The 21787-nt window shown below is 69.4% G+C and carries 24 protein-coding genes; 18 read left to right on the top strand and 6 right to left on the bottom strand.

What is annotated here, in order from left to right; genetic code table 11:
* Window positions 1-6 precede the first annotated feature (6 nt).
* Genes HIR79_RS05450 through HIR79_RS05470 form a run of 5 tightly spaced genes read right to left on the bottom strand, consistent with a single transcriptional unit; the run spans window position 7 to window position 5450 of the window.
* Window positions 7-276, bottom strand: a complete 270-nt coding sequence (locus HIR79_RS05450; RefSeq protein ID WP_169957546.1) for a K+/H+ antiporter subunit F — start codon at window positions 274-276, stop codon at window positions 7-9.
* Window positions 270-767, bottom strand: a complete 498-nt coding sequence (locus HIR79_RS05455; RefSeq protein ID WP_169957547.1) for a Na+/H+ antiporter subunit E — start codon at window positions 765-767, stop codon at window positions 270-272. The genes HIR79_RS05450 and HIR79_RS05455 overlap by 7 nt, the downstream gene beginning before the upstream one ends.
* Window positions 764-2302, bottom strand: a complete 1539-nt coding sequence (locus tag HIR79_RS05460) for a monovalent cation/H+ antiporter subunit D (RefSeq protein ID WP_169957548.1) — start codon at window positions 2300-2302, stop codon at window positions 764-766. The genes HIR79_RS05455 and HIR79_RS05460 overlap by 4 nt, the downstream gene beginning before the upstream one ends.
* On the bottom strand, window positions 2299-2640 hold the full coding sequence (locus HIR79_RS05465) for a Na+/H+ antiporter subunit C (RefSeq protein WP_110068508.1): 342 nt from the start codon (window positions 2638-2640) through the stop codon (window positions 2299-2301). Before HIR79_RS05465 ends, HIR79_RS05460 begins: the two co-directional genes overlap by 4 nt.
* Window positions 2640-5450, bottom strand: coding sequence for a monovalent cation/H+ antiporter subunit A (locus tag HIR79_RS05470; RefSeq protein ID WP_169957549.1), 2811 nt, complete (start codon window positions 5448-5450; stop codon window positions 2640-2642). The genes HIR79_RS05465 and HIR79_RS05470 overlap by 1 nt, the downstream gene beginning before the upstream one ends.
* Before the next feature lie 393 nt (window positions 5451-5843).
* On the opposite strand from HIR79_RS05470, the gene HIR79_RS05475 reads away from it, so the two are divergent.
* The 13 genes from HIR79_RS05475 to rloA3 all read left to right on the top strand — a co-directional run bounded on the left by HIR79_RS05475 (window position 5844) and on the right by rloA3 (window position 17406).
* A complete protein-coding gene (locus tag HIR79_RS05475) occupies window positions 5844-8174 on the top strand; it encodes a putative monovalent cation/H+ antiporter subunit A (protein WP_169959478.1) in 2331 nt (776 codons plus the stop codon).
* Window positions 8167-8598 (top strand): Na+/H+ antiporter subunit B, encoded by a 432-nt coding sequence (locus HIR79_RS05480; RefSeq protein WP_169957550.1) that lies wholly within the window; start codon window positions 8167-8169, stop codon window positions 8596-8598. Before HIR79_RS05475 ends, HIR79_RS05480 begins: the two co-directional genes overlap by 8 nt.
* A gap of 30 nt (window positions 8599-8628) precedes the next feature.
* Window positions 8629-8976, top strand: a complete 348-nt coding sequence (locus HIR79_RS05485) for a Na+/H+ antiporter subunit C (protein WP_169957551.1) — start codon at window positions 8629-8631, stop codon at window positions 8974-8976.
* Window positions 8973-10550 (top strand): Na+/H+ antiporter subunit D, encoded by a 1578-nt coding sequence (locus HIR79_RS05490; RefSeq protein ID WP_169957552.1) that lies wholly within the window; start codon window positions 8973-8975, stop codon window positions 10548-10550. Before HIR79_RS05485 ends, HIR79_RS05490 begins: the two co-directional genes overlap by 4 nt.
* Window positions 10547-11020 carry a Na+/H+ antiporter subunit E gene (locus tag HIR79_RS05495; protein ID WP_110068513.1) on the top strand — a complete coding sequence of 158 codons (474 nt, stop codon included), beginning with the start codon at window positions 10547-10549 and terminating at the stop codon, window positions 11018-11020. Before HIR79_RS05490 ends, HIR79_RS05495 begins: the two co-directional genes overlap by 4 nt.
* Before the next feature lie 21 nt (window positions 11021-11041).
* Window positions 11042-11311 carry an MrpF/PhaF family protein gene (locus tag HIR79_RS05500; protein WP_110068514.1) on the top strand — a complete coding sequence of 90 codons (270 nt, stop codon included), beginning with the start codon at window positions 11042-11044 and terminating at the stop codon, window positions 11309-11311.
* Complete coding sequence (gene mnhG / locus HIR79_RS05505; protein WP_110068515.1) at window positions 11304-11708, top strand: monovalent cation/H(+) antiporter subunit G; 405 nt, start codon at window positions 11304-11306, stop codon at window positions 11706-11708. Before HIR79_RS05500 ends, mnhG begins: the two co-directional genes overlap by 8 nt.
* Before the next feature lie 109 nt (window positions 11709-11817).
* The gene (locus tag HIR79_RS05510) at window positions 11818-11988 is read left to right on the top strand and encodes a DUF2256 domain-containing protein (protein ID WP_249322258.1); all 171 of its coding nucleotides are present in this window, start codon (window positions 11818-11820) and stop codon (window positions 11986-11988) included.
* Window positions 11985-13379 (top strand): DASH family cryptochrome, encoded by a 1395-nt coding sequence (locus tag HIR79_RS05515; protein ID WP_169957553.1) that lies wholly within the window; start codon window positions 11985-11987, stop codon window positions 13377-13379. Before HIR79_RS05510 ends, HIR79_RS05515 begins: the two co-directional genes overlap by 4 nt.
* Window positions 13372-14925 (top strand): FAD-binding domain-containing protein, encoded by a 1554-nt coding sequence (locus HIR79_RS05520; RefSeq protein WP_169957554.1) that lies wholly within the window; start codon window positions 13372-13374, stop codon window positions 14923-14925. The genes HIR79_RS05515 and HIR79_RS05520 overlap by 8 nt, the downstream gene beginning before the upstream one ends.
* The gene (locus HIR79_RS05525) at window positions 14922-15377 is read left to right on the top strand and encodes a DUF3429 domain-containing protein (RefSeq protein ID WP_169957555.1); all 456 of its coding nucleotides are present in this window, start codon (window positions 14922-14924) and stop codon (window positions 15375-15377) included. Before HIR79_RS05520 ends, HIR79_RS05525 begins: the two co-directional genes overlap by 4 nt.
* Before the next feature lie 84 nt (window positions 15378-15461).
* Entirely contained in the window at window positions 15462-16733 is a 1272-nt protein-coding gene (locus tag HIR79_RS05530; protein ID WP_169957556.1) for a lytic murein transglycosylase, read from the top strand.
* A 97-nt stretch (window positions 16734-16830) separates the two neighbouring features.
* Entirely contained in the window at window positions 16831-17406 is a 576-nt protein-coding gene (rloA3, locus tag HIR79_RS05535) for a retropepsin-like aspartic peptidase RloA3 (protein WP_169957557.1), read from the top strand.
* A 14-nt stretch (window positions 17407-17420) separates the two neighbouring features.
* On the opposite strand, the gene HIR79_RS05540 is transcribed toward rloA3, so the two are convergent.
* Window positions 17421-18134, bottom strand: a complete 714-nt coding sequence (locus tag HIR79_RS05540) for a 16S rRNA (uracil(1498)-N(3))-methyltransferase (RefSeq protein ID WP_169957558.1) — start codon at window positions 18132-18134, stop codon at window positions 17421-17423.
* A gap of 110 nt (window positions 18135-18244) precedes the next feature.
* Between HIR79_RS05540 and phaR the strand changes: the two genes are divergently transcribed.
* The 5 genes from phaR to HIR79_RS05565 all read left to right on the top strand — a co-directional run bounded on the left by phaR (window position 18245) and on the right by HIR79_RS05565 (window position 21774).
* The gene (phaR, locus tag HIR79_RS05545; RefSeq protein ID WP_110068518.1) at window positions 18245-18697 is read left to right on the top strand and encodes a polyhydroxyalkanoate synthesis repressor PhaR; all 453 of its coding nucleotides are present in this window, start codon (window positions 18245-18247) and stop codon (window positions 18695-18697) included.
* Between the two features lie 88 nt (window positions 18698-18785).
* Complete coding sequence (gene purD, locus HIR79_RS05550) at window positions 18786-20072, top strand: phosphoribosylamine--glycine ligase (RefSeq protein WP_169957559.1); 1287 nt, start codon at window positions 18786-18788, stop codon at window positions 20070-20072.
* Between the two features lie 10 nt (window positions 20073-20082).
* Window positions 20083-20523, top strand: coding sequence for an acyl-CoA thioesterase (locus tag HIR79_RS05555; protein WP_110068520.1), 441 nt, complete (start codon window positions 20083-20085; stop codon window positions 20521-20523).
* Entirely contained in the window at window positions 20523-21395 is an 873-nt protein-coding gene (locus HIR79_RS05560; protein ID WP_119021933.1) for a phosphoribulokinase, read from the top strand. Before HIR79_RS05555 ends, HIR79_RS05560 begins: the two co-directional genes overlap by 1 nt.
* A gap of 37 nt (window positions 21396-21432) precedes the next feature.
* Complete coding sequence (locus HIR79_RS05565; RefSeq protein WP_169957560.1) at window positions 21433-21774, top strand: histidine triad nucleotide-binding protein; 342 nt, start codon at window positions 21433-21435, stop codon at window positions 21772-21774.
* Window positions 21775-21787: the final 13 nt, after the last annotated feature.

Genomic DNA, 21787 nt, shown 5'->3' on the forward strand with positions numbered 1-21787 from the left:
GGCTCCTTACTCGATGATGTCGCCGCGCAGCAGGTAGCGGCAGATGGCCATGGTGCCCACGAAGCCGAGCATGGCGATCAGGATCGCGGCCTCGAAGTAGGTCTTGGTGTTCAGCCAGAGCCCCAGCAGCACGATCAGCGCGATGGAGTTGACGTAGAGGGTGTCCAGGGCCAGCAGGCGGTCCGGGACATCGGGCCCCTTGGCCAGGCGAAAGACATTCATGGCCATGGCCATCACGATCAGCGACAGGCTGATCATCAGCGCGATCTCTAGCATTCGAAGATCTCCTTGAGCGGGCGCTCGTAGCGCTCCTGTATCTCGCGTACCAGCGCCTGCTCGTCGTGCATGTCCAGCACGTGGATCAGCAGCGAGGAGCGGTCCAGGCGGACATTGGTGGAGACGGAGCCCGGCGTCATGGTGATGGTGTTGGCCAGTAGAGTGATGGTCAGCGGGTCCTTGACCGAGAGCGGGTACTCCACGAAGCCGGGGTGGGGCTCACGCTTCGGCGAGAGGATCAGCAGGCTGACCTGAACGTTGGCCTTGACGATATCGTAGAACACCACCAGCACGAACCGGGCCAGCTTGATGGGGTGCCTGACCTGGGGCAGGGGCTCCCAGAAGCCTCGGGTGAGCAGCGGAATTACCACGGCCAGGACGGCGCCGAGAATCAGCTGGCCGGGTGCGATGCTGCGCACCAGCAGAAGCCAGGTGATCAGCAGCACCAGCGACAGGGTAGGAGTGGGCAGCAGGCGACCCATGGCTTTCATCGTGACTCTCCCTCGATGGTGAGCCGTCCGAACTGGAGGGCGGGGGATTCGCCGAGCAGCCGGGCGATCACCGCCTGGGGCTCGGCCAGCTGTTCGGCGGTGGCCTGGGTATAGCCGCTGACCGGCCCGGCGAAGGCGACCAGCAGGGGGGCGCTGGCCAGCAGCCAGAGCACCCCGGCCAGCTGGGGCCGCGAGACACGGCCGCTGTCGACCTCGCCCTTGTAGCTGGCCCAGAAGAACACCGAGCCGGCCCGGGACATGGCGATCAGCGCGCAGAGGCCGGCCAGCAGCAGCAGCGGCCAGAGCCACAGCCGCGCCGACCCCTCGGCGGCCTGCATCAGCAGGGCCTTGCCGAGCGCCCCGGCCAGGGGCGGCAGGCCCGCCACCGCCACCGCCGCCACCAGGAACATGCCGCCGAGCAGGTGGCGCTGGTAGAGCCGCCTGGCGCGTACCAGGCGGGTGCCCGCCTTGCCGCGCTGCTGGCCGATCATTTCGGCGATCAGGTAGAGGGCGCCGCAGATCAGGGTGGTGTGGGGCAGGTAGTAGAGCAGGGCGCCGATGGCCTCGATGGAGCCCAGCGCCGTGCCGGCCATCAGGGTGCCTACCGAGACCAGCACCAGGTAGGCCACCAGGGTGCGCAGGTCCCGGGCCGCCAGCACGCCGACGGCCGCCAGGGCGATGGTGGCGAGCCCGGCCCACCACAGCCAGGCGGTGATTGCCTCGGCCACCGGGGTGTCCGCGAAGATCAGCGACTGCACGCGCAGGATGGCGTAGAGGCCGAGCTTGGTCATGATGGCGAACAGGGCCGCCACCGGCGCGGGTGCCGCGGCATAGGTGCGCGGCAGCCAGAAGTAGAGGGGTAGCAGCGCCGCCTTGAGGCTGAACACCACGATCAGCAGCAGGGCGCCGGCGGTGACCAGGGCGGTCTGGTCGCCAGACATCTGGGCCACCCGGCGCGCCATGTCGGCCATGTTGAGGGTGCCGGTGGCGCCGTAGAGGACCCCCAGTGCCACCAGGAAGAGCGCCGAGCCGGCCAGATTGAGGATCACGTAGTGCAGGCCGGCCCCGATGCGTTCCTTGCCGCCGCCGTGCATCATCAGGGCGTAGGAGGCGAGCAGGGTGATCTCGAAGAACACGAAGAGGTTAAAGAGGTCGCCGGTGAGGAAGGCGCCGTTGAGCCCCATCAGCTGCAGCTGGAAGAGGCCGTGGAAGTTGCTGCCCCGGGCGTCCTCGCCGGCGCAGGCGAACAGCACGCTGCCCAGTGCCAGCACGGCGGTCAGGGTCAGCATCAGCGCCGAGAGGCGGTCGAGCATCAGCACGATGCCGAAGGGGGCGTGCCAGTTGCCCAGCGCATAGAAGAGCATCTCGCCGCCGCCCGCCACCGCCAGCAGCCAGGCCGCCACCAGCACCTGGGCCACGCAGAGCGCGCTGCTGACCTGGCGGCGTCGGGTATCGCTGGCCTGGCTGGCGATCAGCAGGGCCAGCGCGCCGATCATGGGAATCAGGATCGGCAGGATGATCAGGTGCTGGCTCATTTGGTGTCCCCCGTCTCGCCGGACTGGCCGTCCACATGGTCGCTGCCCAGCTCGCTGCGGGCGCGGATCGCCAGGATCACCACGAAGGCGGTCATGGCGAAGCCGATCACGATGGCGGTGAGCACCAGCGCCTGAGGCAGCGGATCGGCCGGGCTGATCGACTCGCCGATCACCGCGGCGGCGTGGGTGTTGAGCCCCCCGGTGGAGAACAGGAAGAGGTTCACCGCGTAGCCGAGCAGGGCCAGGCCGATGATGACCGGGAAGGTGCGTCCGCGCAGCAGCAGGTAGATGCCGCTGGCGGTGAGCACGCCGACCACCAGGGAAAAGAGGGCTTCCATCAGCGTTCCTCCAGCGTCGGGCGGTGGATCGTGGTGACCCGGCCCAGGTTGATCAGGATCATCAGGGTGGCGCCGACCACGGCCAGGTAGACCCCGAGGTCGAAGAGCATGGCCGAGGCCAGCTCGATCTCGCCGATCAGCGGAATGTGGAAGTGGCCGAAGGCCGAGGTCAGGAAGGGGTAGCCGAACAGCCAGCTGGCAAGGCCGGTGGCCACGGCGATGATCAGGCCGGAGACCGCCACCACCGGGTAGGAGATCGGCAGCCGCTCCCGAGTCCAGTCGTGGCCGCGAGCCATGTACTGCAGGATCAGCGCCACGGCGGTGATCAGACCGGCGATGAAGCCGCCTCCGGGCTGGTTGTGGCCGCGCAGGAAGATGTACACCGACACCAGCAGCGCCAGCGGCAGCAGGATCTGGGCGATCACGGCGAGGATCATCGGGTAGCGGTGGCGCGACCAGCGGATCCCCTCCAGGTTGCCCGCCGGCATGAACAGCTTCATGCGGTTAAGCAGCTTGAAGGTGGCCAGGCCCGCCAGGGTCAGCACGGTGATCTCGCCCAGGGTATCGAAGCCGCGGAAGTCCACCAGGATGACGTTGACCACGTTGGTGCCGCCGCCGCCGGGCACCGCCTCGCGCAGGAAGTAGTCGGCGATGGAGATCGTCTCCCGGGTCAGCAGGGCGTAGTTGAGCATCGCCACCGCCAGGCCCAGGGAGACCGCCAGCACCAGATCGCGCAGGATGCGCCGCTGGGAGACCAGCAGCGGCGGACGCTGGGGCAGGAAGAAGAGCGCCAGGATGAAGAGGATCATCGAGACCACCTCCACCGAGAGCTGGGTCAGTGCCAGGTCGGGGGCGGAGAAGCGCACGAAGGTGAGCGAGACGGTCAGGCCCACCACCGAGAGCATCAGCAGGGAGACCAGCCGCCAGCGGTGGCTCAGGGCGCTGCCGATGGCGCCGAAGGTGATCAGTGCCGCCCCGAGCACCAGCATGCCGTCCACCGGCTGCTGGCCCAGGGGGCCTGTCAGGCTCTCCAGGTTGGCCAGGCCCAAGCCGATCATGGCCAGGGCGCACAGCGCCAGGAGCGCCTGGTAGCGCTGCAGCGAGCCGTTCTCGAGGCGCAGGGTCAGCCAGAGGGTGGACTTGATCACCCGAAGCACCGCCGCCTCGAAGATCAGGCTGGCGTCGCGGCCGGGGAAGAGGGCGGCGAGACGTGCCAGGTGGCGATGCTGGCGCACCAGCAGAACGCCGCCGACCATCGCCACCAGGCTCATGGCCAGGGGCAGGTTGAGCCCGTGCCACAGGGCCAGCGAGATCGGGGGCGTGGCGTCACCCTGGACGGCGAGGCTGGCGGCGTTGACCAGCGGGGCGGCCAGGGTCATGGGGAAGAGGCCCACCGCCAGGCTCATGGCGGCCAGGAAGAGGCCCGGGGCCAGCATGCCCCGGGCCGGGTCATGGACGTGCATGGGGGGCTCGGCCTTCTGCTCCCGGGTGAGCTTGGGGGCGGCGAAGAAGAGGCTCCAGATCAGGCGCACGGAGTAGGCCACCGAGAGGGTGGCGGCCACCGTCACCAGCAGCGGGATCAGGCCGCTGAGTGCGCCCAGTACGCCGTTGGCCAGGCTCTGCTCGAAGAGCATCTCCTTGGAGAGGAAGCCGTTGAAGGGCGGAAAGCCCGCCATGGCGGAGCCCGCCAGGATCACCATGGTGCCGGTCAGCGGCATCATCGACCAGAGCGCCCCCAGGCGGTCGATGTCCCGGGTGCCGGTCTCGTGGTCGATGATCCCGACGCTCATGAACAGCGCCGCCTTGAAGGTGGCGTGGTTGAGGATATGGAAGACTGCGGCGACGATGGCCAGCGGGCTGCCCAGCCCCAGCAGCAGGGTGATCAGCCCCAGGTGGCTCACCGTGGAGAAGGCCAGGATCCCCTTGAGGTCGCGCTGCAGCAGGGCGAACCAGGCGGCGTAGAGCATGGTGGCGAGGCCCACCAGGGAGAGCGATACTGCCCACAGCGTGCTGTCGCCCAGCGCCGGGGTGAGCCGGGCCATCAGGAAGACCCCGGCCTTGACCATGGTGGCCGAGTGCAGGAAGGCGGAGACCGGGGTGGGCGCCGCCATGGCGTGGGGCAGCCAGAAGTGGAAGGGGAACTGGGCGGACTTGGTGAAGGCGCCGAACAGCACCAGCGCCAGGATCAGCGGGTAGTGTGCCGAGGCGCGGATGACGTCGCCGGCGGCCAGCACGTCCGCCATGGCGAAGCTGCCCACCACGTTGCCGATCAGCAGCAGGCCGGCGAGCAGCGCCAGGCCGCCGGCGCCGGTGACCGCCAGCGCCATGCGCGCACCGCGGCGGGCGTCGCTCCTGTGGCCCCAGAAACCGATCAGCAGGAAGGAGGAGACGCTGGTCAGCTCCCAGAAGAGCCACAGCAGGATAAGGTTGTCCGCCATGGCGATGCCGACCATGGCGGTCATGAACAGCATCATGTAGGAGAGGAAGCGACCGTCGTCCTCGTCGGCGCTCAGGTAGTGGCCGGCGTAGAGGAGGATCAGGCTGCCGATGCCGAGGATCAGCAGCGCGAACAGCAGCGTCAGGCCGTCGATGCGCAGCGCCAGGTCGAGGCCCAGCAGGGGCATCCAGGCAAGGGAGGCGCGGACCACCTCACCGTCGATCACCGCCGGGGCCTGGGCAAGCACCAGGCCCAGGGCGAGCAGGGGAGCGATCAGGGTGGCGAGAACGCAGAGGCGTCGACCGTGGCGAGAGGTGGATATCGGCACCAGGGCGCCGAGCAGGGTGAGGAGGGGAATCCACATCAGTGCCATCGGTTTGCTCATCCACGCAATGGCGGGGGCACAACTGGCCAGGCCGGGCACCGGGGGAAGAGGGTGCGCTGTGGCCCGGGCAGCCACGTCACCGCCCGGCTCGTGTTCATCTCGATGCCCCGGAGGGGGATCGAGGCGCTGGTGTGCGGCAACCGGGCGCGGCCGAAAATCGCATGGTAATCATTCACTAATGATATGATGTCGACTTCCGTTTAAGGTAAGGCGCAGCCCGTTCTTGCCACTCGCCGGCGAGAGTCTATAGGCTTTCTCTATTGATAAACAGGCTCCGGGGTGCTGCGCTGCGTCATCCATTAGGCGAATGCTGATCCAGATCAGGCCGCCTGCCATGCGCCCTTGGACCCTAGGACGAACACGACCAGGAGAGCCCCCTTGATCCAATTTGCCGTGCTGTCGGGATTCCTGCTGGCCGCCCTGGCGCCGCTCTTCCATCGCTGGTTCGGCGATCGCACCAGCTTCTTCCTGGCCGCATTCCCCGCCTCCCTGGCGCTCTGGTTCCTGACCCAGCTGCCGGCGGTGATGGCCGGCGAGACCCTGGTGTTTGCCATGGAGTGGGTGCCGTCGCTCGGCATGAGCCTGACCTTCGTGGTCGACGGCCTCTCGATGCTGTTCGCCCTGCTGGTGACCGGCATCGGCACCTTCGTGCTGATCTACGCCGGGGGCTACCTGAAGGGGCACCCGGACCTGGTGCGCTTCCACCTGGCGATCCTCGCCTTCATGGTCTCCATGCTGGGGCTGGTGCTGGCCGACGGCCTCTTCACCCTGTTCGTCTTCTGGGAGCTGACCAGCATCACCTCCTACCTGCTGATCGGCTTCAACCACACCGATCTGGAGGCGCGCAAGTCGGCCCGGCAGGGGCTCTTCGTCACCGTGGCGGGGGGGCTGGCGCTGATGGCGGGCCTGGCCATGCTGGGGGTGGCCGGGGGCAGCTGGTCGCTCGCCGAGCTCAACGCCATGGACGATGTCCTGCGCGAGCACGACCTCTACACGCCGCTGCTGATCTGCCTGCTGCTCGGTGCTTTCACCAAGTCGGCCCAGTTTCCCTTCCATTTCTGGCTGCCCAACGCCATGGCCGCGCCTACCCCGGTCTCGGCCTACCTGCACTCGGCCACCATGGTCAAGGCGGGCATCTACCTGCTGGCGCGCCTGCAGCCGAGCCTGGGCGGCACCGAGATGTGGACGGTGACGCTCTCGGTGGTGGGGGCGCTGACCATGTTCACCGGTGCCTTCCTGGCCATCCGCCACACCAACATCAAGAAGCTTTTGGCCTACTCCACGGTGATGGCGCTGGGCACCCTGACCATGCTGCTTGGCATCGGCACAGAGGGGGCGCTGATCGCCTTCGTCACCTTCCTGCTCGCCCACTCCCTCTACAAGGGGGCGCTGTTCATGGTGGCCGGCATCCTCGACCACGAGACCGGCACCAAGGACGTCACCGCCATGGGCGGCTTGAGGCCGCTGATGCCGATCACCGCGGTGGTGGCCATGGTGGCGGCGCTGTCGCTTGCCGGGGTGCCACCGCTGTTCGGCTTCATCGGCAAGGAGCTGATGTTCGAGTCGGTGCTCGAGGCGAGCGCCTGGCGGTGGCTGATCCTGCTGCTTGCCTTCTCCGCGGCGATCCTGACCATCGCCGTGGCGGCCATCATTGCCCTGCGCCCCTTCTTCGGCCAGCGACGCCAGACCCCGCGGGTGGCCCACGAGGCGCCGGCCTCCATGCTGCTGGGCCCGGCGGTGCTGGCCACGCTTTCGCTGCTGTTCGGGCTGCTGCCGTCCCTGGCCGGCAGTGGCCTGCTCACCGCGGCCGCCTCGGCGGTGGTCGGTGCGCCGGTGGAGGTCAAGCTGTCGCTGTGGCACGGCATCAACCTGCCGCTTTTGATGTCGCTGGTGAGCCTGGCGCTGGGCTACCTGCTCTTCAAGCGCTGGGATCGCGTGCGGGCGCGCCTGGCGCGGCTCGACCCGCTCATCGCCCGGGGCCCGGAGGCCGGCTACGACGCCTTCATGGATGGCGTGGTAGTGGTCGCCGAGTGGCAGACCCGGGTGCTGCAGAACGGCTACATGCGCAACTACATCCTGGTGATGATCGTCACCCTGATCGCCCTGGTCGGGAACTCGCTGCTGCTGCGCCATGCGCCCCAGTTCCATGTCGCCCTGGACGTGCAGTTCCACGAGGCGATCGTGGTGGGCACCATGGTGCTGGGGGCGCTGTTTGCCGCCATCTCCCGCTCGCGGCTGGGTGCCGTGGTGTCGGTGGGCATCATGGGCTTCTCCATCGCCCTGACCTTCATCCTGTTCAGCGCGCCGGATCTGGGCATCACCCAGCTGCTGGTGGAGACGCTCACCGTGATCCTGCTGGTGCTGGTGCTGTTCCGGCTGCCGCGCTTCTCCAGCCTCTCCACCCCGATCGAGCGGGTGCGCGACGTGGCGGTGGCCGGCACCCTGGGGGGGCTGGTGACCCTGCTGGTGCTGACCTCCTGGAGCATCGATCAGTTCGTGCCGATCTCCGACTACATGATCGCCAACAGCGCGCCCCTGGCCCACGGGCGCAATATCGTCAACGTCATCCTGGTGGACTACCGCGCCCTCGATACCCTGGGCGAGATCTTCGTGCTGGCCCTGGCCGCCATCGGCGTCTTCGCCATGCTCAAGCTGCGCGCCCCGGAGAAGCCGAAGAAGTCCGTCCCGGCCAAGGAGAACGCCGATGGTTAAGTCCGGCACCATCATCCTCAATACGGCGGCGCGGTTGCTGATGCCGCTGCAGCTGCTGTTCTCGATCTTCCTGTTGCTGCGCGGCCATGACGAGCCCGGCGGCGGCTTCATCGCCGGCCTGGTGGCCGCCGGTGCCTTCACCCTCTACCTGTTCGCTTTCGGGGTCAGCGCCACCAAGGAGGTGCTGCGTATGATCGACCCCAGGGACCTGATCGGCATGGGGCTGCTGCTCGGCATGATCTCGGTGGTGCCCGCCTGGTTCGTCGGCGAAGCCTTCCTCACCGCCCAGTGGTGGGAGATTCCCGGCATCGACTTCAAGGCCTCGACGCCGCTGATCTTCGATATCGGCGTCTACCTGGCCGTGCTCGGCTCGGTGCTGACCATGGTGATGACGCTGATGGAGGTGGACAAGGATGAGCCCTGAGAACGCCGCCCACCGGACAGGAGATGCCCCATGGAACCCGTGATGGCGCTGGCCATCGGCATGATGTATGCCGCCGCGATCTTCCTGATGCTGCGTCGCTCCATCGTCAAGCTGGTGATCGGGCTGACGCTGCTGTCGAACGCCGCCAACCTGCTGATCTTCACCTCGGCGGGCATGACCCGCGGGGCGCCGCCGCTGATTCCCGAGGGCATGCTGGCGCCCGCCGGGGCGGTGGCCGACCCGCTGCCCCAGGCGGTGGTGCTGACCGCCATCGTGATCGCCTTCGGCGTGCTCGCCTTCGCCGTGGTGCTGATTCGCCGGGCCTACGAGATCGTCAAGGCCGATGACCTGGACAAGATGAAGGATACCGACACGTGAGGCCCGAAGTCGCACTTCCCGTCCTCCTGCCGCTGCTGTCGGGCGCCATCTCGCTGCTCTTCTGGCGCTCGCGGCCCATGCAACGCTTCACCGCCGTGGCCGGCAACCTGGCCCTGCTGGTGGTCTCGCTGTGGCTGTTCACCTCGGTGCACCAGGATGGCTACGTGACCATCCAGATGGGGGGCTGGGAGGCCCCCTATGGCATCACCCTGGTGGCCGACATGCTCAGCGCGGTGATGATCGTGCTCACCGCCCTGATCGGCCTGGCGCTGGCCGTCTACTCGCTGGCCTCCACCGGGCCGGATCACGAGAAGTTCGGCTACTACCCGCTGATGCACCTGCTGCTGGCCGGGGTCGCCGGCGCCTTCCTCACCGGCGACATCTTCAACCTCTACGTCTGGTTCGAGGTGATGCTGGTGGCGAGCTTCGCGCTGCTGATCCTCGGCGGCGAGAAGGCCCAGATGGAGGGGGCGATCAAGTACGTGACCCTCAACCTGCTGGCCTCGGTGATCTTCCTGACCGCCATCGGCCTGACCTACGGCATGGTAGGCACCCTCAACATGGCCGACATCGCCCTGCGCTTCCACGAGGCGGAGCACCAGGGCATGGTGGAGGTGCTGGCGGTGATGTTCATGGTGGCCTTCGGCATCAAGGCGGCGGCCTTCCCGCTGTTCTTCTGGCTGCCGGCCTCCTACCACACGCCGCCGGTGGCGGTGTCGGCGCTGTTCGCCGGCCTGCTCACCAAGGTGGGGGTCTACTCGCTGTTCCGGGTCTTCACCCTGATGTTCGACGAGACCCTGGACTACACCCAGGACCTGCTGATCTGGGGCGCGGCCCTGACCATGGTCACCGGGGTGCTGGGGGCGGCGGCCCAGTACGAGTTCCGCCGCATCCTGTCGTTCCATATCGTCAGCCAGATCGGCTACATGATCCTGGGCCTGGCGCTCTACACGCCCCTGGCCATCGCCGGCGGCATCTTCGCGGTGATGCACAACATCGTGGTCAAGACCAACCTCTTCCTGATCAGCGGCATCACCCGGCGCCTGCAGGGCACCTACCAGCTCAAGAAGATGGGCGGGCTCTACAAGGAGCGCCCCTGGCTCGCCGTGGCCTTCTTCCTCTCCGCCTTCTCCCTGGCCGGCATCCCGCCGCTGTCGGGCTTCTTCGCCAAGTTCGTGATCGTGCGCGCCGGCATCGAGGCCGAGGCCTACGTGGTCACCGGCATCGCCCTGGCGGTGGGCTTGATGACCCTCTACTCCATGGTCAAGATCTGGAACGAGGTGTTCTGGAAGGCGCTGCCCGAGGAGAACCTGGTGCCCGAGCAGGAGACCGTGGTGGGCGACGATGGCCGCATGGTCAAGCCCAGCCTGTGGCTGATGACCCTGCCGGTGGGGGTGCTGGCGGCGCTGTCGCTTTTGATCGGCGTCTTCGCCGAGCCGCTGATGGGCCTGATGAACACCATCGGCGAGCAGCTGATGAACCCCCAGGGCTACATCGAGGCCGTGCTGGGCGGTAACGTGGATGTCAGCGAGGCCCTCATTGAGGCGCCGGCAAGCGAGGAGGCAAGCCCATGACCGGAGCCATCTGGAACCTGCTGCTGGCCCTGGCCTGGGTCGTGCTGAGCGGCGACTTCACCGGCCTCAACCTGGTGGTGGGGCTGGTGTTCGGCTACATCGCCCTGGTGCTGATCGAGCCCCAGGTGGAGGCCCTGCAGGGCTATCCCGCGCGTATCCCGAGGATCCTGGGCTTCATCGGCTTCTTCATCAAGGAGCTCTTGATGGCCAACCTCAAGGTGGCCTTCGACATCCTGACCCCGCCCTGGCACATGAAGCCCGGGGTGATCGCCATGCCCCTGGAGGCGCGTACCGAGCTCGAGATCACCATGGTGGCGAACCTGATCTCCCTGACCCCCGGCACCCTGAGCCTGGACGTCTCCGACGACCGCAAGGTGCTCTACATCCACGCCATGTTCCTCGACGATGAGGAGGAGCTGCGCCGCAACCTCAAGGAAATGGAATACCGTGCCCTGGAACTGTTTCGCTGAGCCTGGCCGCGAGGTACCCGCATGGATATCGTGATACTGATCAGCCAGGTCATCATGAGCCTCGCCCTGATCCTCTGCTTCGTGCGCGTGGTGCGCGGGCCGAGCCTGCCCGACCGGGTGGTGGCCCTGGAGCTCTTCGCCAGCATCGTCGTGGGCCTGGTGGGCGTCTACGCCATCAAGTCCGACGTCTCGAGCTTCATCGATGCGGCCATCGTCATCGCCCTGATGGGCTTCCTGGCCGCCATCGGTTTCGCCCGCTTCCTGGAACGTGGAGGACCGCGCGATGATTGAGTTCATCAAGGGCACCTTCGTCATCGCCGGCGCCCTGCTGATGCTGCTGGCGTCGCTGGGCATCCTGCGCCTGCCCGACCTGTTGACCCGCATGCACGCCACCACCAAGGCCGCGGCCCTGGGGGTGATCCTGGTCATGCTGGCGGTGGCGATGCACTTCGCCGAGGTGGGGGTGGCGGCTCGCGCCTTCGCCATCATCGTCTTCATCCTGATGACCGCCCCGGTGGCGGCCCACATCATCGGCCGAGCCGGCTACTTCGTGGGTTCCAAGCTGTGGAGCGGCACGGTCAAGGATGAGCTGCGTCCCAACTATGACCCGCTCACCCACGAGCTGAAGAGCGGCCACGAGACCGAGGCCAACGCCCGGCGCGAGCCGAAGGAGAGCGACCCCTCCTGATCCATGCTGACGCTGCCCGTCGAAGGCCGCCTCCGGGCGGCCTTCTGCCGTGAGGAGGGCAGGCGGGCTTTAAGTTATACACTTGTTGTACGATAATGAGGCTCTGTCCATGAAGATGGGCCCCATCGTGCACCTCAAACCTCACCTGCCCAGCAAGACCTGCGGCCACTGCCAACGACCCTTTGCCTGGCGACGCAAGTGGGCGCGCTGCTGGGCGGAGGTGCGCTTCTGCAGCGAGCGCTGCCGCCGCGAGGCGCGCCGCGCGGGGAGGGCCACATGAGCCTGACCCTTGCCTGGCTGCGCCACGACCTGCGTCTCGCCGACAACCCCCTGTTCCAGTTCGAGACCCCGCCCGAGCAGCTGCTCTGCGTCTACGTGCTCGATCGGGCCTGGCTGGAGACCCTGCCTGGCCTCGAGGCGGCGTGCATCGGGCCGGCCCGGCTGCGGTTCCTGTGGGAGAGCCTGATCGCCCTGCGTGGGGAGCTGCTCAGGCGCGGCAGCGACCTGCTGGTGCGGGTGGGCGACCCGGTGATGGTGGTCGCCGAGCTCGCCGACCGGCACGGGGCCAGTCAGGTGCGGGTTCGCCGCGATGCCGGGCGGGACGAGGCCCAGCAGGTACACCGGCTGGCCGAGCGCCTGGGGGAGGGCGTCGCGCTGTGCCAGCCCGACAGCGGGCTGCTGCTGGACGAGGCGAGCCTGCCGGTCCCGGTGGCGGCCCTGCCGGGGAGCTTCTCGGCCTTTCGCCGCAGGGTGGAGCGTGCCGGGGCGGTGTCGGCGGCGCTGCCGGCCCCCGTGACCCTGCCGCCCTGGCCCGAGGCGGCCCCCCGCGGCTTCCCGCCCCTGGGCAAGGTGTGCAGCCGGGCGGCGTCCTGGACCCCCGACAAGCGCACGGCCTATCGCTTCGTCGGCGGCGAGGCCGAGGGGCTGGCGCGCCTGGATCACTACCTGTGGCAGAGCGGCGCCGTGGCTCGCTACAAGCAGACCCGCAACGGCCTGCTGGGCGCCGACTTCTCCACCCGGTTCTCGGCCTGGCTGGCCCACGGCTGCCTCTCGGCGCGCCAGGTGCACGATGCGGTGCGGGCCTGGGAGGCCCGGCATGGCGCCAATGAGTCGAGCGGCTGGGTCATCTTCGAGCTGCTGTGGCGCGACTATTTTCACTGGGCGGCCCGCCAGGAGGGGGCGGCGCTCTTCGGCCCCCGCGGGCTTCCCCCGGAGAGTGACGCCTTCCGGGCCTGGTGCGAGGGGCGAACCGGGATGCCCTTCATCGACGCGGCCATGCGCGAGCTCGCCGCCACCGGCTGGCTCTCCAACCGGGCTCGCCAGAACGTGGCCAGCTACCTGGTCCATGAGCTCGGCGTCGAGTGGCGGCTGGGGGCGGCCTGGTTCGAGCATGCGCTGATCGATTTCGATGTGGCCAGCAACTGGGGCAACTGGCGCTATGTGGCCGGCGTCGGCCGTGACCCCCGCGGGCACCGTTTCGATGTGCTCTGGCAGGCCGCGCGCTACGATCCCGACGGGGCCTACGTGGCGCACTGGCTGCCCGAGGTCGCCGTGCTGCCCCCGGGCAGCGGCCGGCATCGTCCCTGGACGGTGGCGCCCGAGCACTTTGCACCCCCCCTGGCGGAGGCGCCCGGCCTGGGGGGACAGGCAGGAGCGCGCCAGAGTGGCTGAGGCGCCCGTCCAGCTGGTGTGGTTCAAGCGCGACCTGCGCAGCCACGACCACGGGCCCCTCGCCGAGGCCTGCGCCGCGGGGCCCGTGCTGCCGCTCTACGTGATCGAGCCGTCGCTCTGGCAGCAGCCTGACAGCGCCCAGCGCCACTGGGACTTCATCGCCGAGAGCCTCGAGGCGCTGGCCGATGCCCTGGCCGAGTTCGGCCTGCCGCTCTGCGTGCTGGAGGGGGAGGCGGTCGAGGTGCTGGAGCGGGTGGTCGCCCTCCTTGGCCCCTGCGTGCTGCGCTCCCACCAGGAGACCGGCAACGCCTGGAGCTTTGCCCGCGACCTCGCGGTGGCCGACTGGTGCCGGCGGCGGGGCGTGCCCTGGCACGAGACCCGCCAGCACGGCGTGATCCGCGGGCTGGGGCATCGCCGCGGCTGGGCGACCCAGTGGGAGGCACTGATGGCCGAGCCACTGGCGGCCCCGCGCCCGGCCCGCTCACCCGAGGGGTGGCAGCGGTTGGCTCCGCTGCCCCGCACTCACTGGCGGGCCCGCCAGCTCGGTGCGGGCCGCGAGGCCTGCCCGGGGCGCCAGGCCGGAGGCCGGCCCGCGGGGCTCGACACCTGGCACTCCTTCCTGGCGGGGCGAGGGGTGCGCTTCCACCGGGACATCGGCAGCCCCGACCGCGCCCGTCGTGCTGGCTCCCGGCTATCGCCCCACCTCGCCTGGGGCACGCTCTCCCTGCGCGAGGTGGTGCAGGGGCTGCGCCGGGCCAGGGGCGAGCGGCGCGGCGACGCCGAGTGGTCCCGGGCCCTGGCCGCCCTGGAGTCGCGGCTGCACTGGCACTGCCACTTCATCCAGAAGCTGGAGAGCGAACCCACGCTGGAGCAGCGCACCCTGCACCCCGCCCTGCGCGGGCTGCGCGAGACACCCGCCCCCGAGCGGTTGGCCGCCTGGTGCGAGGGGCGAACCGGCGTGCCCCTGGTGGATGCCTGCATGATCTCCCTGCGGGAGACCGGCTGGCTCAATTTCCGCATGCGCGCCATGCTGGTCTCCTTCGCCACCTTCGGGCTGGGGCTGCCATGGCGTGACCCGGCCCTGCACCTGTCGCGGCTCTTCGTCGACTACGAACCCGGCATCCACTATTCCCAGGTGCAGATGCAGGCGGGGCTCACCGGCACCAACGCCCTGCGGGTCTACAACCCTCTCAAGCAGGCCGCGGAGCGCGACCCCGAGGGACGCTTCGTGGCACGCTGGCTGCCCGCCCTGGCGGGGCTGCCAACGATCTGGCGACACCGCCCCTGGGCCCTGCCGGCCGCCGAGCGTGCCGCCCTGGGCTTCCTCCCGGGGCGGGACTACCCGCTGCCGATCCATGACTTCGAGGCGGAGGCGCGACGCTGGAAGCGCGAGCTCCACGCCGCCCGGCGGGCCCCCGGGGCGCACGAGGCCAGCGAGGCGCTGCTGGAGCGGCTCGCCAGCCGCCGGCCCGGGCGGCGCCCCGGCACGCCGGCCGCCTCGCCCCAGCTCTCGCTCTTTTCGGAACCCGACCAGGAGACGCCATGACTGCCGCTCGCCTTCCTCGACTTCCCCTTGGCCTCGGCCTCGCCGGGCTGCTCCCGTTCCTCGCGCTGGCGGGGAGTGCCTGGCTGGCGCCGCTGGCCTGGCAGCTTGTGGCCATTCCGGCCTTCCTCTACTACAGCGCCGTGATCCTCTCCTTCCTGGGCGGGGTGCAGTGGGGCGTGGCGATGTCCCTGGAGCCGGACGACAGCGCCGGCTTCCGGAGGCGGCTGGCCCTGAGCATGGCGCCGAGCCTGATCGCCTGGCCGGCGCTGCTGCTGCACCCGGCCACCGGGGCCTGGGTGCTGATCGCCGGCTTCCTGGTGGTGCGCCTGCACGAGTGCGGCAGGACGAGCCGCGAGCTGCTGCCCACCTGGTACCAGTCGCTGCGCACCCTGCTGACCGTGGTGGTGGTGGCCTGCCACGGGCTGGTGATCTGGCGCCTCGCCGGCGGCTAGGGGGGGGTGGTGGTGGTGCCGATTCTGCGCGATGATCGGCCTGAACCATCCCCCCTGAACCTCGCCATGGAGAGCGCAAGCGTGATGAAACGGACACTGACCCTCGGCCTGATGCTGGGCCTGCTTGCCGGCTGCCAGAGCGGCCCGGCCCGGGACGCCCAGGCGGCGGATGAGCCTGCCGCCGACGCCACCCCGACGGCGGCCGAGGCGACCGCCAGCGAGGCCGAGCCGGCCCCGCCTGCCAACTTCGACGCCTGGCGCGCCCAGTTCCGCCGGGAGGCCCGCCAGGAAGGTATCTCCGAGGCGACCCTGGCGCGGGCCCTGGACGGCGTCCGCTACCGGCCGCGGGTGATCGAGCTGGATCGCTCCCAGCCGGAGTTCGTGCGTCCCATCTGGCAGTATCTGGACAGCGCCGTCTCCGCCCAGCGGGTCACCCAGGGGCGCGCCAAGCTGGCCGAGCATCGCGACACCGCGCGGCGCATGGAGCAGCGCTACGGCGTGCCCGCCGAGGTGGTCGTGGCGATCTGGGGCATCGAGAGCAACTACGGCGGCAACTTCGGCAGCTTCTCGACCCTCGACGCGCTCTCCACCCTGGCCTTCGACGGTCGCCGTCGCGACTTCGCCCGCGGCGAGCTGCTCGCCGCCCTGCGCATCATCGAGGCCGGCGACATCGCCCCGGATCGCATGGTCGGCTCCTGGGCCGGCGCCATGGGCCACACCCAGTTCATTCCCTCGAGCTTCGAGGCCTACGCCGTGGACGGCGACGGCGACGGACGCCGCGACATCTGGGGCAGCATTCCCGACGCCATGGCCTCCACCGCCAACTACCTGGCTCGGGCCGGATGGGTCACGGGCCAGCCCTGGGGCGTGGAGGTCGTGCTTCCGGACGACTTCGACTACGCCCGGGCGGAGCTCGCCAACCGGCGCTCGGCCCAGGAGTGGGCCGACCTCGGCGTGCGCCCGCTCGGCGGCGGTCGCCTGCCCGACTTCGACGCGGCCTCGGTGATCGTGCCCGCCGGGGCCCGCGGCCCGGCCTTCCTGGTGGGTCCCAACTACCGGGCGATCCTGCGTTACAACAACGCCACCAGCTATGCCCTGGCGGTGGGGTCCCTGGCCGACCAGATCGCCGGCCGCGGCGGCATCCAGGCCGGCTGGCCCCGGGATGAGCAGCCGCTGAGCCGTGATCAGGTGCGCGAGATGCAGCGCTCGCTCAACGCCCGCGGTTTCGATGTGGGAACCCCGGACGGCATCATGGGCCCCAACACCCAGCGCGGGCTGCGGGCCTACCAGCAGTCGATCGGCGTCACGCCGGACGGCTTCGCCACCCTGCGGCTGCTGGAGCGCCTCCAGCGCTGAGGGCGGCCCGGTGCGTCAGGCGGGGAACCCCCGGCCCTCTATGCGGTCCATCTGCACGTTTTGTGTATTTTTTTCTGCCCCAGAAAGGAGATCACCCATGGACTTCGCTGCCTCGACGCGCCGCATGGTGCGCCCCCTCGCCCTGGCTGCCGGGCTCCTGGCCGGCATGGCCCAGGCCGGCGCCGACGACAAGGTGTTCGGCTGGGTCGAGCGCGCCACCATCGAGCCCTGGGGCGTGGCGGTGAAGGCCAAGCTGGACAGCGGGGCGCTGACCTCGTCGCTGGATGCCCGGGAGATCGAGACCTTCGAGCGCGACGGCGAGGAGTGGGTGAGCTTCCGACTCAAGCTGGAGGATACCGCAAGCAGCGAGGCCTTCACCGAGCAGCTCGAGCTGCCGCTCTATCGCGACCTGCGCGTGCGCGGGGCCGGGGGGCGCGACGAGCGTCCGGTGGTGCTGATGAAGGTCTGCCTCGGCGATACCGTCTATGAGGAGCAGTTCAGCCTGCGCGACCGCGAGGAGATGAACTATCCGCTGCTGCTGGGGCGGCGCACCATCTCCCACCTGGGTCTGCTGGACGTGCGCGAGACCTTCCTGCAGCGCCCGAACTGCAGCGAGGAGTCACCGCTTCTCGAGCATGAGCCGGACGAGATGGGCGAGGGCCACGACGGCTGACGCCACCCCCCGGGTCAGAACAGCCGGGCCAGCAGGGCGGTCACCGCGGTCTCCACGCGCAGGATGCGCGGCCCCAGGTGGATGCCCTCGCAGCCCGCCTCGAGCAGCTTCTCCACCTCCCAGGGAATGAACCCGCCCTCCGGCCCCACCAGCAGCAGGGTGGGGTCGGCTATCCCCCGCGGGCAGGCCTGGGCCATGCCGGGGTGGGCCAGCAGGCCGCGCCGCCCCTCGAGCAGGCCGGGCAGGCGCTCTTCCACGAAGGGGCGAAAGCCCTTCTCCAGGGTGACCGTGGGCAGCAGGGTGTCGCGGGCCTGTTCGAGCCCCAGCACCAGGTGCTGGTGGATCTTCTCCGCGGCCAGCTCCGGCGACTGCCAGTAGCTCTTCTCCACCCGGCGGGTGTGCAGCAGGGTGATAGCCTTCACGCCCAGCGCGGTGGCATGCTCCAGGCTTCTCGCCAGCATGCGCGGCCGCGGCAGGGCCAGCACCAGGTGTACCGGCAGGGCCGGGGGCGGCGGCTGGTCGAGGCCGTCCAGGCTGAAGGTGGCTTCCCGGTCGTCGAGGGCGAGCAGCTCGCCCTGGCCGATGCCGCCACCCAGTACCCCCAGCGTCAGGCGGTCGCCCGGCGTGGCGCGATGCACCTCGCGCAGGTGGCGCAGCCGGCGCGGGTCGGTGACCCGGGCCAGGCGGTGGTTCTCGATATCCTCCGGAGCAAGCAGGATCAGGTTCATTGGTGCCTCGCGTTGGCGGCAATGTCGTGCATGGCCTTGCATGGATGGTGTCGCGGTGCACAATAGCCGTACAGGGGCACACGCCCCCACATCGACCGAGGAGCAGCGCCGTGCGCGTGATTCGCAAGTATGCCAACCGCAGGCTCTATGATACCGAACAGAGCCGCTATGTGACCCTCGAGGATCTGCGCCAGCTGGTGCTCGATGACGTGCCCTTCCGCGTCGAGGACGCCAAGAGCGGCGAGGACCTGACGCGCACCATCCTGCTGTCGATCATCATCGAGCAGGAGCAGGCCGACGGTGATGCCGAGGTGTTCTCCAACGACCTGCTGGCCCAGTTCATCCGCGTCTACGATATGGCTCAGCCGCTGCCCCTGGCCCGCTATCTGGAGCAGGGGACCCGGCTGATGATGGAGCAGCAGCAGCGCATGCAGGATCAGTGGCAGCAGGCCATGCGCCACTCGCCCATGGAGCTGATGCGCGAGCTGGCCGAGGAGAACATGAAGTTCTGGCAGCAGACCATCGGCCAGGCCGGCGGCAAGAACGATGATGAGACGAAGTAAGGCCCGGGCGCAGGCGCACGCTTTCTGACATAATGCCGCCTCGTTACGGCTCGTCGAGCTTTCGATTCGCAGAATGCAGGTGGAACGAATGAAGGTGCTGATCATCGGCGGCGGTGGCCGCGAACATGCCCTGGCCTGGAAGGTCGCCCAGTCGCCCCTGGTGGCACAGGTCTTCGTGGCGCCCGGCAATGCCGGAACCGCCCGAGAGGCCGGCCTGGCCAACGTCGACATCGCGGTGGATGACCTCGACGGCCTGGTGGCCTTCGCCCGGGACGAGGGCATCGACCTGACCATCGTCGGTCCGGAGGCGCCGCTGGTGGTCGGTGTGGTCGATCGCTTCCGCGAGGCGGGCATGGCGATCTTCGGCCCCACGGCCGGCGCCGCCCAGCTCGAGGGCTCCAAGTCCTTCACCAAGGACTTCCTGGCCCGCCACGCCATTCCCACCGCCGACTACCGCACCTTCACCGAGGTGGCGCCGGCGCTTGCGTACCTCGCCGAGCAGGGCGCCCCCATCGTCATCAAGGCCGATGGCCTGGCCGCCGGCAAGGGCGTGATCGTGGCCATGACCCTCGACGAGGCCGAGGCAGCGGTGCGCGACATGCTGGAGGCCAACGCCTTCGGCGACGCCGGCGCGCGGGTGGTGATCGAGGAGTTCCTCGACGGCGAGGAGGCCAGCTTCATCGTCATGGTGGACGGCGAGACCGTGCTGCCCATGGCCACCAGCCAGGACCACAAACGGGTGGGCGAGGGCGACACCGGCCCCAACACCGGGGGCATGGGCGCCTATTCCCCGGCCCCCGTGGTCACCGACGAGGTGCATCGCCGCATCATGGAGCGGGTGATCCTGCCCACCGTGAAGGGCATGGCGGCCGAGGGGCACCCCTACACCGGCTTCCTCTACGCGGGGCTGATGATCGACGCCGAGGGCAACCCCAAGGTGATCGAGTACAACTGCCGCTTCGGTGACCCCGAGACCCAGCCGATCATGCTGCGCCTCGTGTCCGACCTCGCCGAACTCTGCCTGGCCGGCGCCACCGGTGCGCTTGCCGGCAAGGCGTGCGACTGGGATCCCCGCGCCGCGGTGGGCGTGGTGCTGGCCGCCGGCGGCTATCCCGGCAGCTACCGCAAGGGCGATGTGATCGAGGGCATCGAGGCCGCCGAGGCCACCGGCTGCAAGGTCTTCCATGCCGGCACAGCGGAGCAGGACGGCCAGCTTGTCACCGCCGGCGGGCGGGTGCTCTGCGTCACCGCCCTGGGCGAGGGGGTCTCGGCCGCGGCCGAGCAGGCCTACCGCGGCGTCGACGCCATCCGCTGGGAAGGCGTGCTCTGCCGTCGCGACATTGCCTACCGGGCCATTGCCCGGGAGGGTGTTTAAGGAGGTGCCCATGGAGCGCGTCAGGCTCGAGTTTCCCGAGACGGCCATCGTGCACCGTCATCCGCTGACGGTGCGCGTCACCGACATGAACTACGGCCGCCATCTGGGCCATGACACTCTGGTGTCGCTGCTCCACGAGGCGAGGATCCAGGCCTTCGGTGCCCTGGGCCTCACCGAGTGGGACCTCGGCGGCTACCCGAGCGTGGTGGCGGACCTCGCCGTGCAGTACCAGTCCGAGGCGCGCTGGCCCGATGCCCTGGTCGTGGAGACGGCGATCCCGACCCCCGTCGGGCGGGCGATCACCGTCTACCACCGCGTGCGCCACGCCGAGGGCGGCCGCCCCGTGGCCACCGCCCGGCTCAACGTGATGCTGGTCGACCCGGCCACCGGGCGCCCGGTGGCGGTGCCCGAGGCCGTGGTCGCGGCGCTTGCCGGAGCAGGGGGCGCCTGATGTCCCGCGAATATCCGATCATCGCCGTGACCGGCTCCTCCGGGGCCGGCACCACCACGGTCAAGCGTTCCTTCGAGCGCATGTTCGCCCGCGAGGACGTCCATGCCGCCGTGGTCGACGGCGACGCCTTCCATCGCTATACCCGGGAGGAGCTGGCGCGGATCTTCCGCGAGGAGCCCGAGCGCAAGGACGAGCTCTCCCACTTCGCCGTGGAGGCCAACCTGCTCGACGAGCTCGAGGCGCTGTTCCAGGAGTACGGCGAGCAGGGCAGTGGCACCTATCGCCACTATATCCACGCCGAGGACAAGCGGATGATCGAGGCCGGCTACCGGGTCGGCACCTTCACCGAGTGGCAGCCGCTGCCCTACGGCACCGACCTGCTCTTCTACGAGGGGCTCCACGGCGGCCTGGTGACGCCCGAGCACGACATCGCTCGCCATGTGGATCTGCTGGTGGGGGTGGCGCCCACCATCAACCTGGAGTGGATCCAGAAGATCGTGCGCGACACCAAGCTGCGCGGCCACTCCCAGGAGGCGGTGATCGACACCATCCTCGGGCGCATGGACGACTACGTGCGCTACATCCAGCCGCAGTTCTCGCGCACCCACATCAATTTCCAGCGAGTCCCCACGGTGGATACCTCCAACCCCTTCGAGGTGCAGGATATCCCCACCGATGCCGAGTCCTTCGCGGTGATCCGCTTCCGCGATCCCGCCACCGTGGACTTTCCCTACCTGCTGGCGATGATTCCGGATTCCTTCATGAGCCGTCCCCATACCCTGGTGGTGCCAGGGGCGCGGGTGTCGCTGGCCATGGAGCTGATCCTCGCGCCGCTGGTGCGCCACCTGCTGGCCCAGCGCCGCTTCCGCTGAGCCCCACCCTCCAGAGCTCCGACCAGGGAGAGACGCCATGGCCTGCCTGTTCTGCCGGATCGTCAACCGCGAGATCCCCGCCACCATCGTCTTCGAGGACGACGAGGTGCTGGCCTTCGAGGACATCGCTCCCCAGGCCCCGACCCACCTGCTGGTGATCCCCAAGCGCCATATCGCCACCCTCAACGACCTCGACGAGGGCGACCGCGCCCTGGTCGGCCGGCTGCCCATCGTGGCCGCCGGGCTGGCCCGCGAGCGGGGCTGCCATGAGGCGGGCTACCGGGTGGTGATGAACTGCAATGACGACGGCGGCCAGACGGTCTACCATATTCATATGCACCTGATGGGCGGTCGACGCTTCACTTGGCCGGCTGGCTAGCCGGCGCCCTGCG

It is taken from the genome of Halomonas sp. PGE1, assembly GCF_013000985.1.
GTDB classification, from domain to species: domain Bacteria; phylum Pseudomonadota; class Gammaproteobacteria; order Pseudomonadales; family Halomonadaceae; genus Halomonas; species Halomonas alkalicola.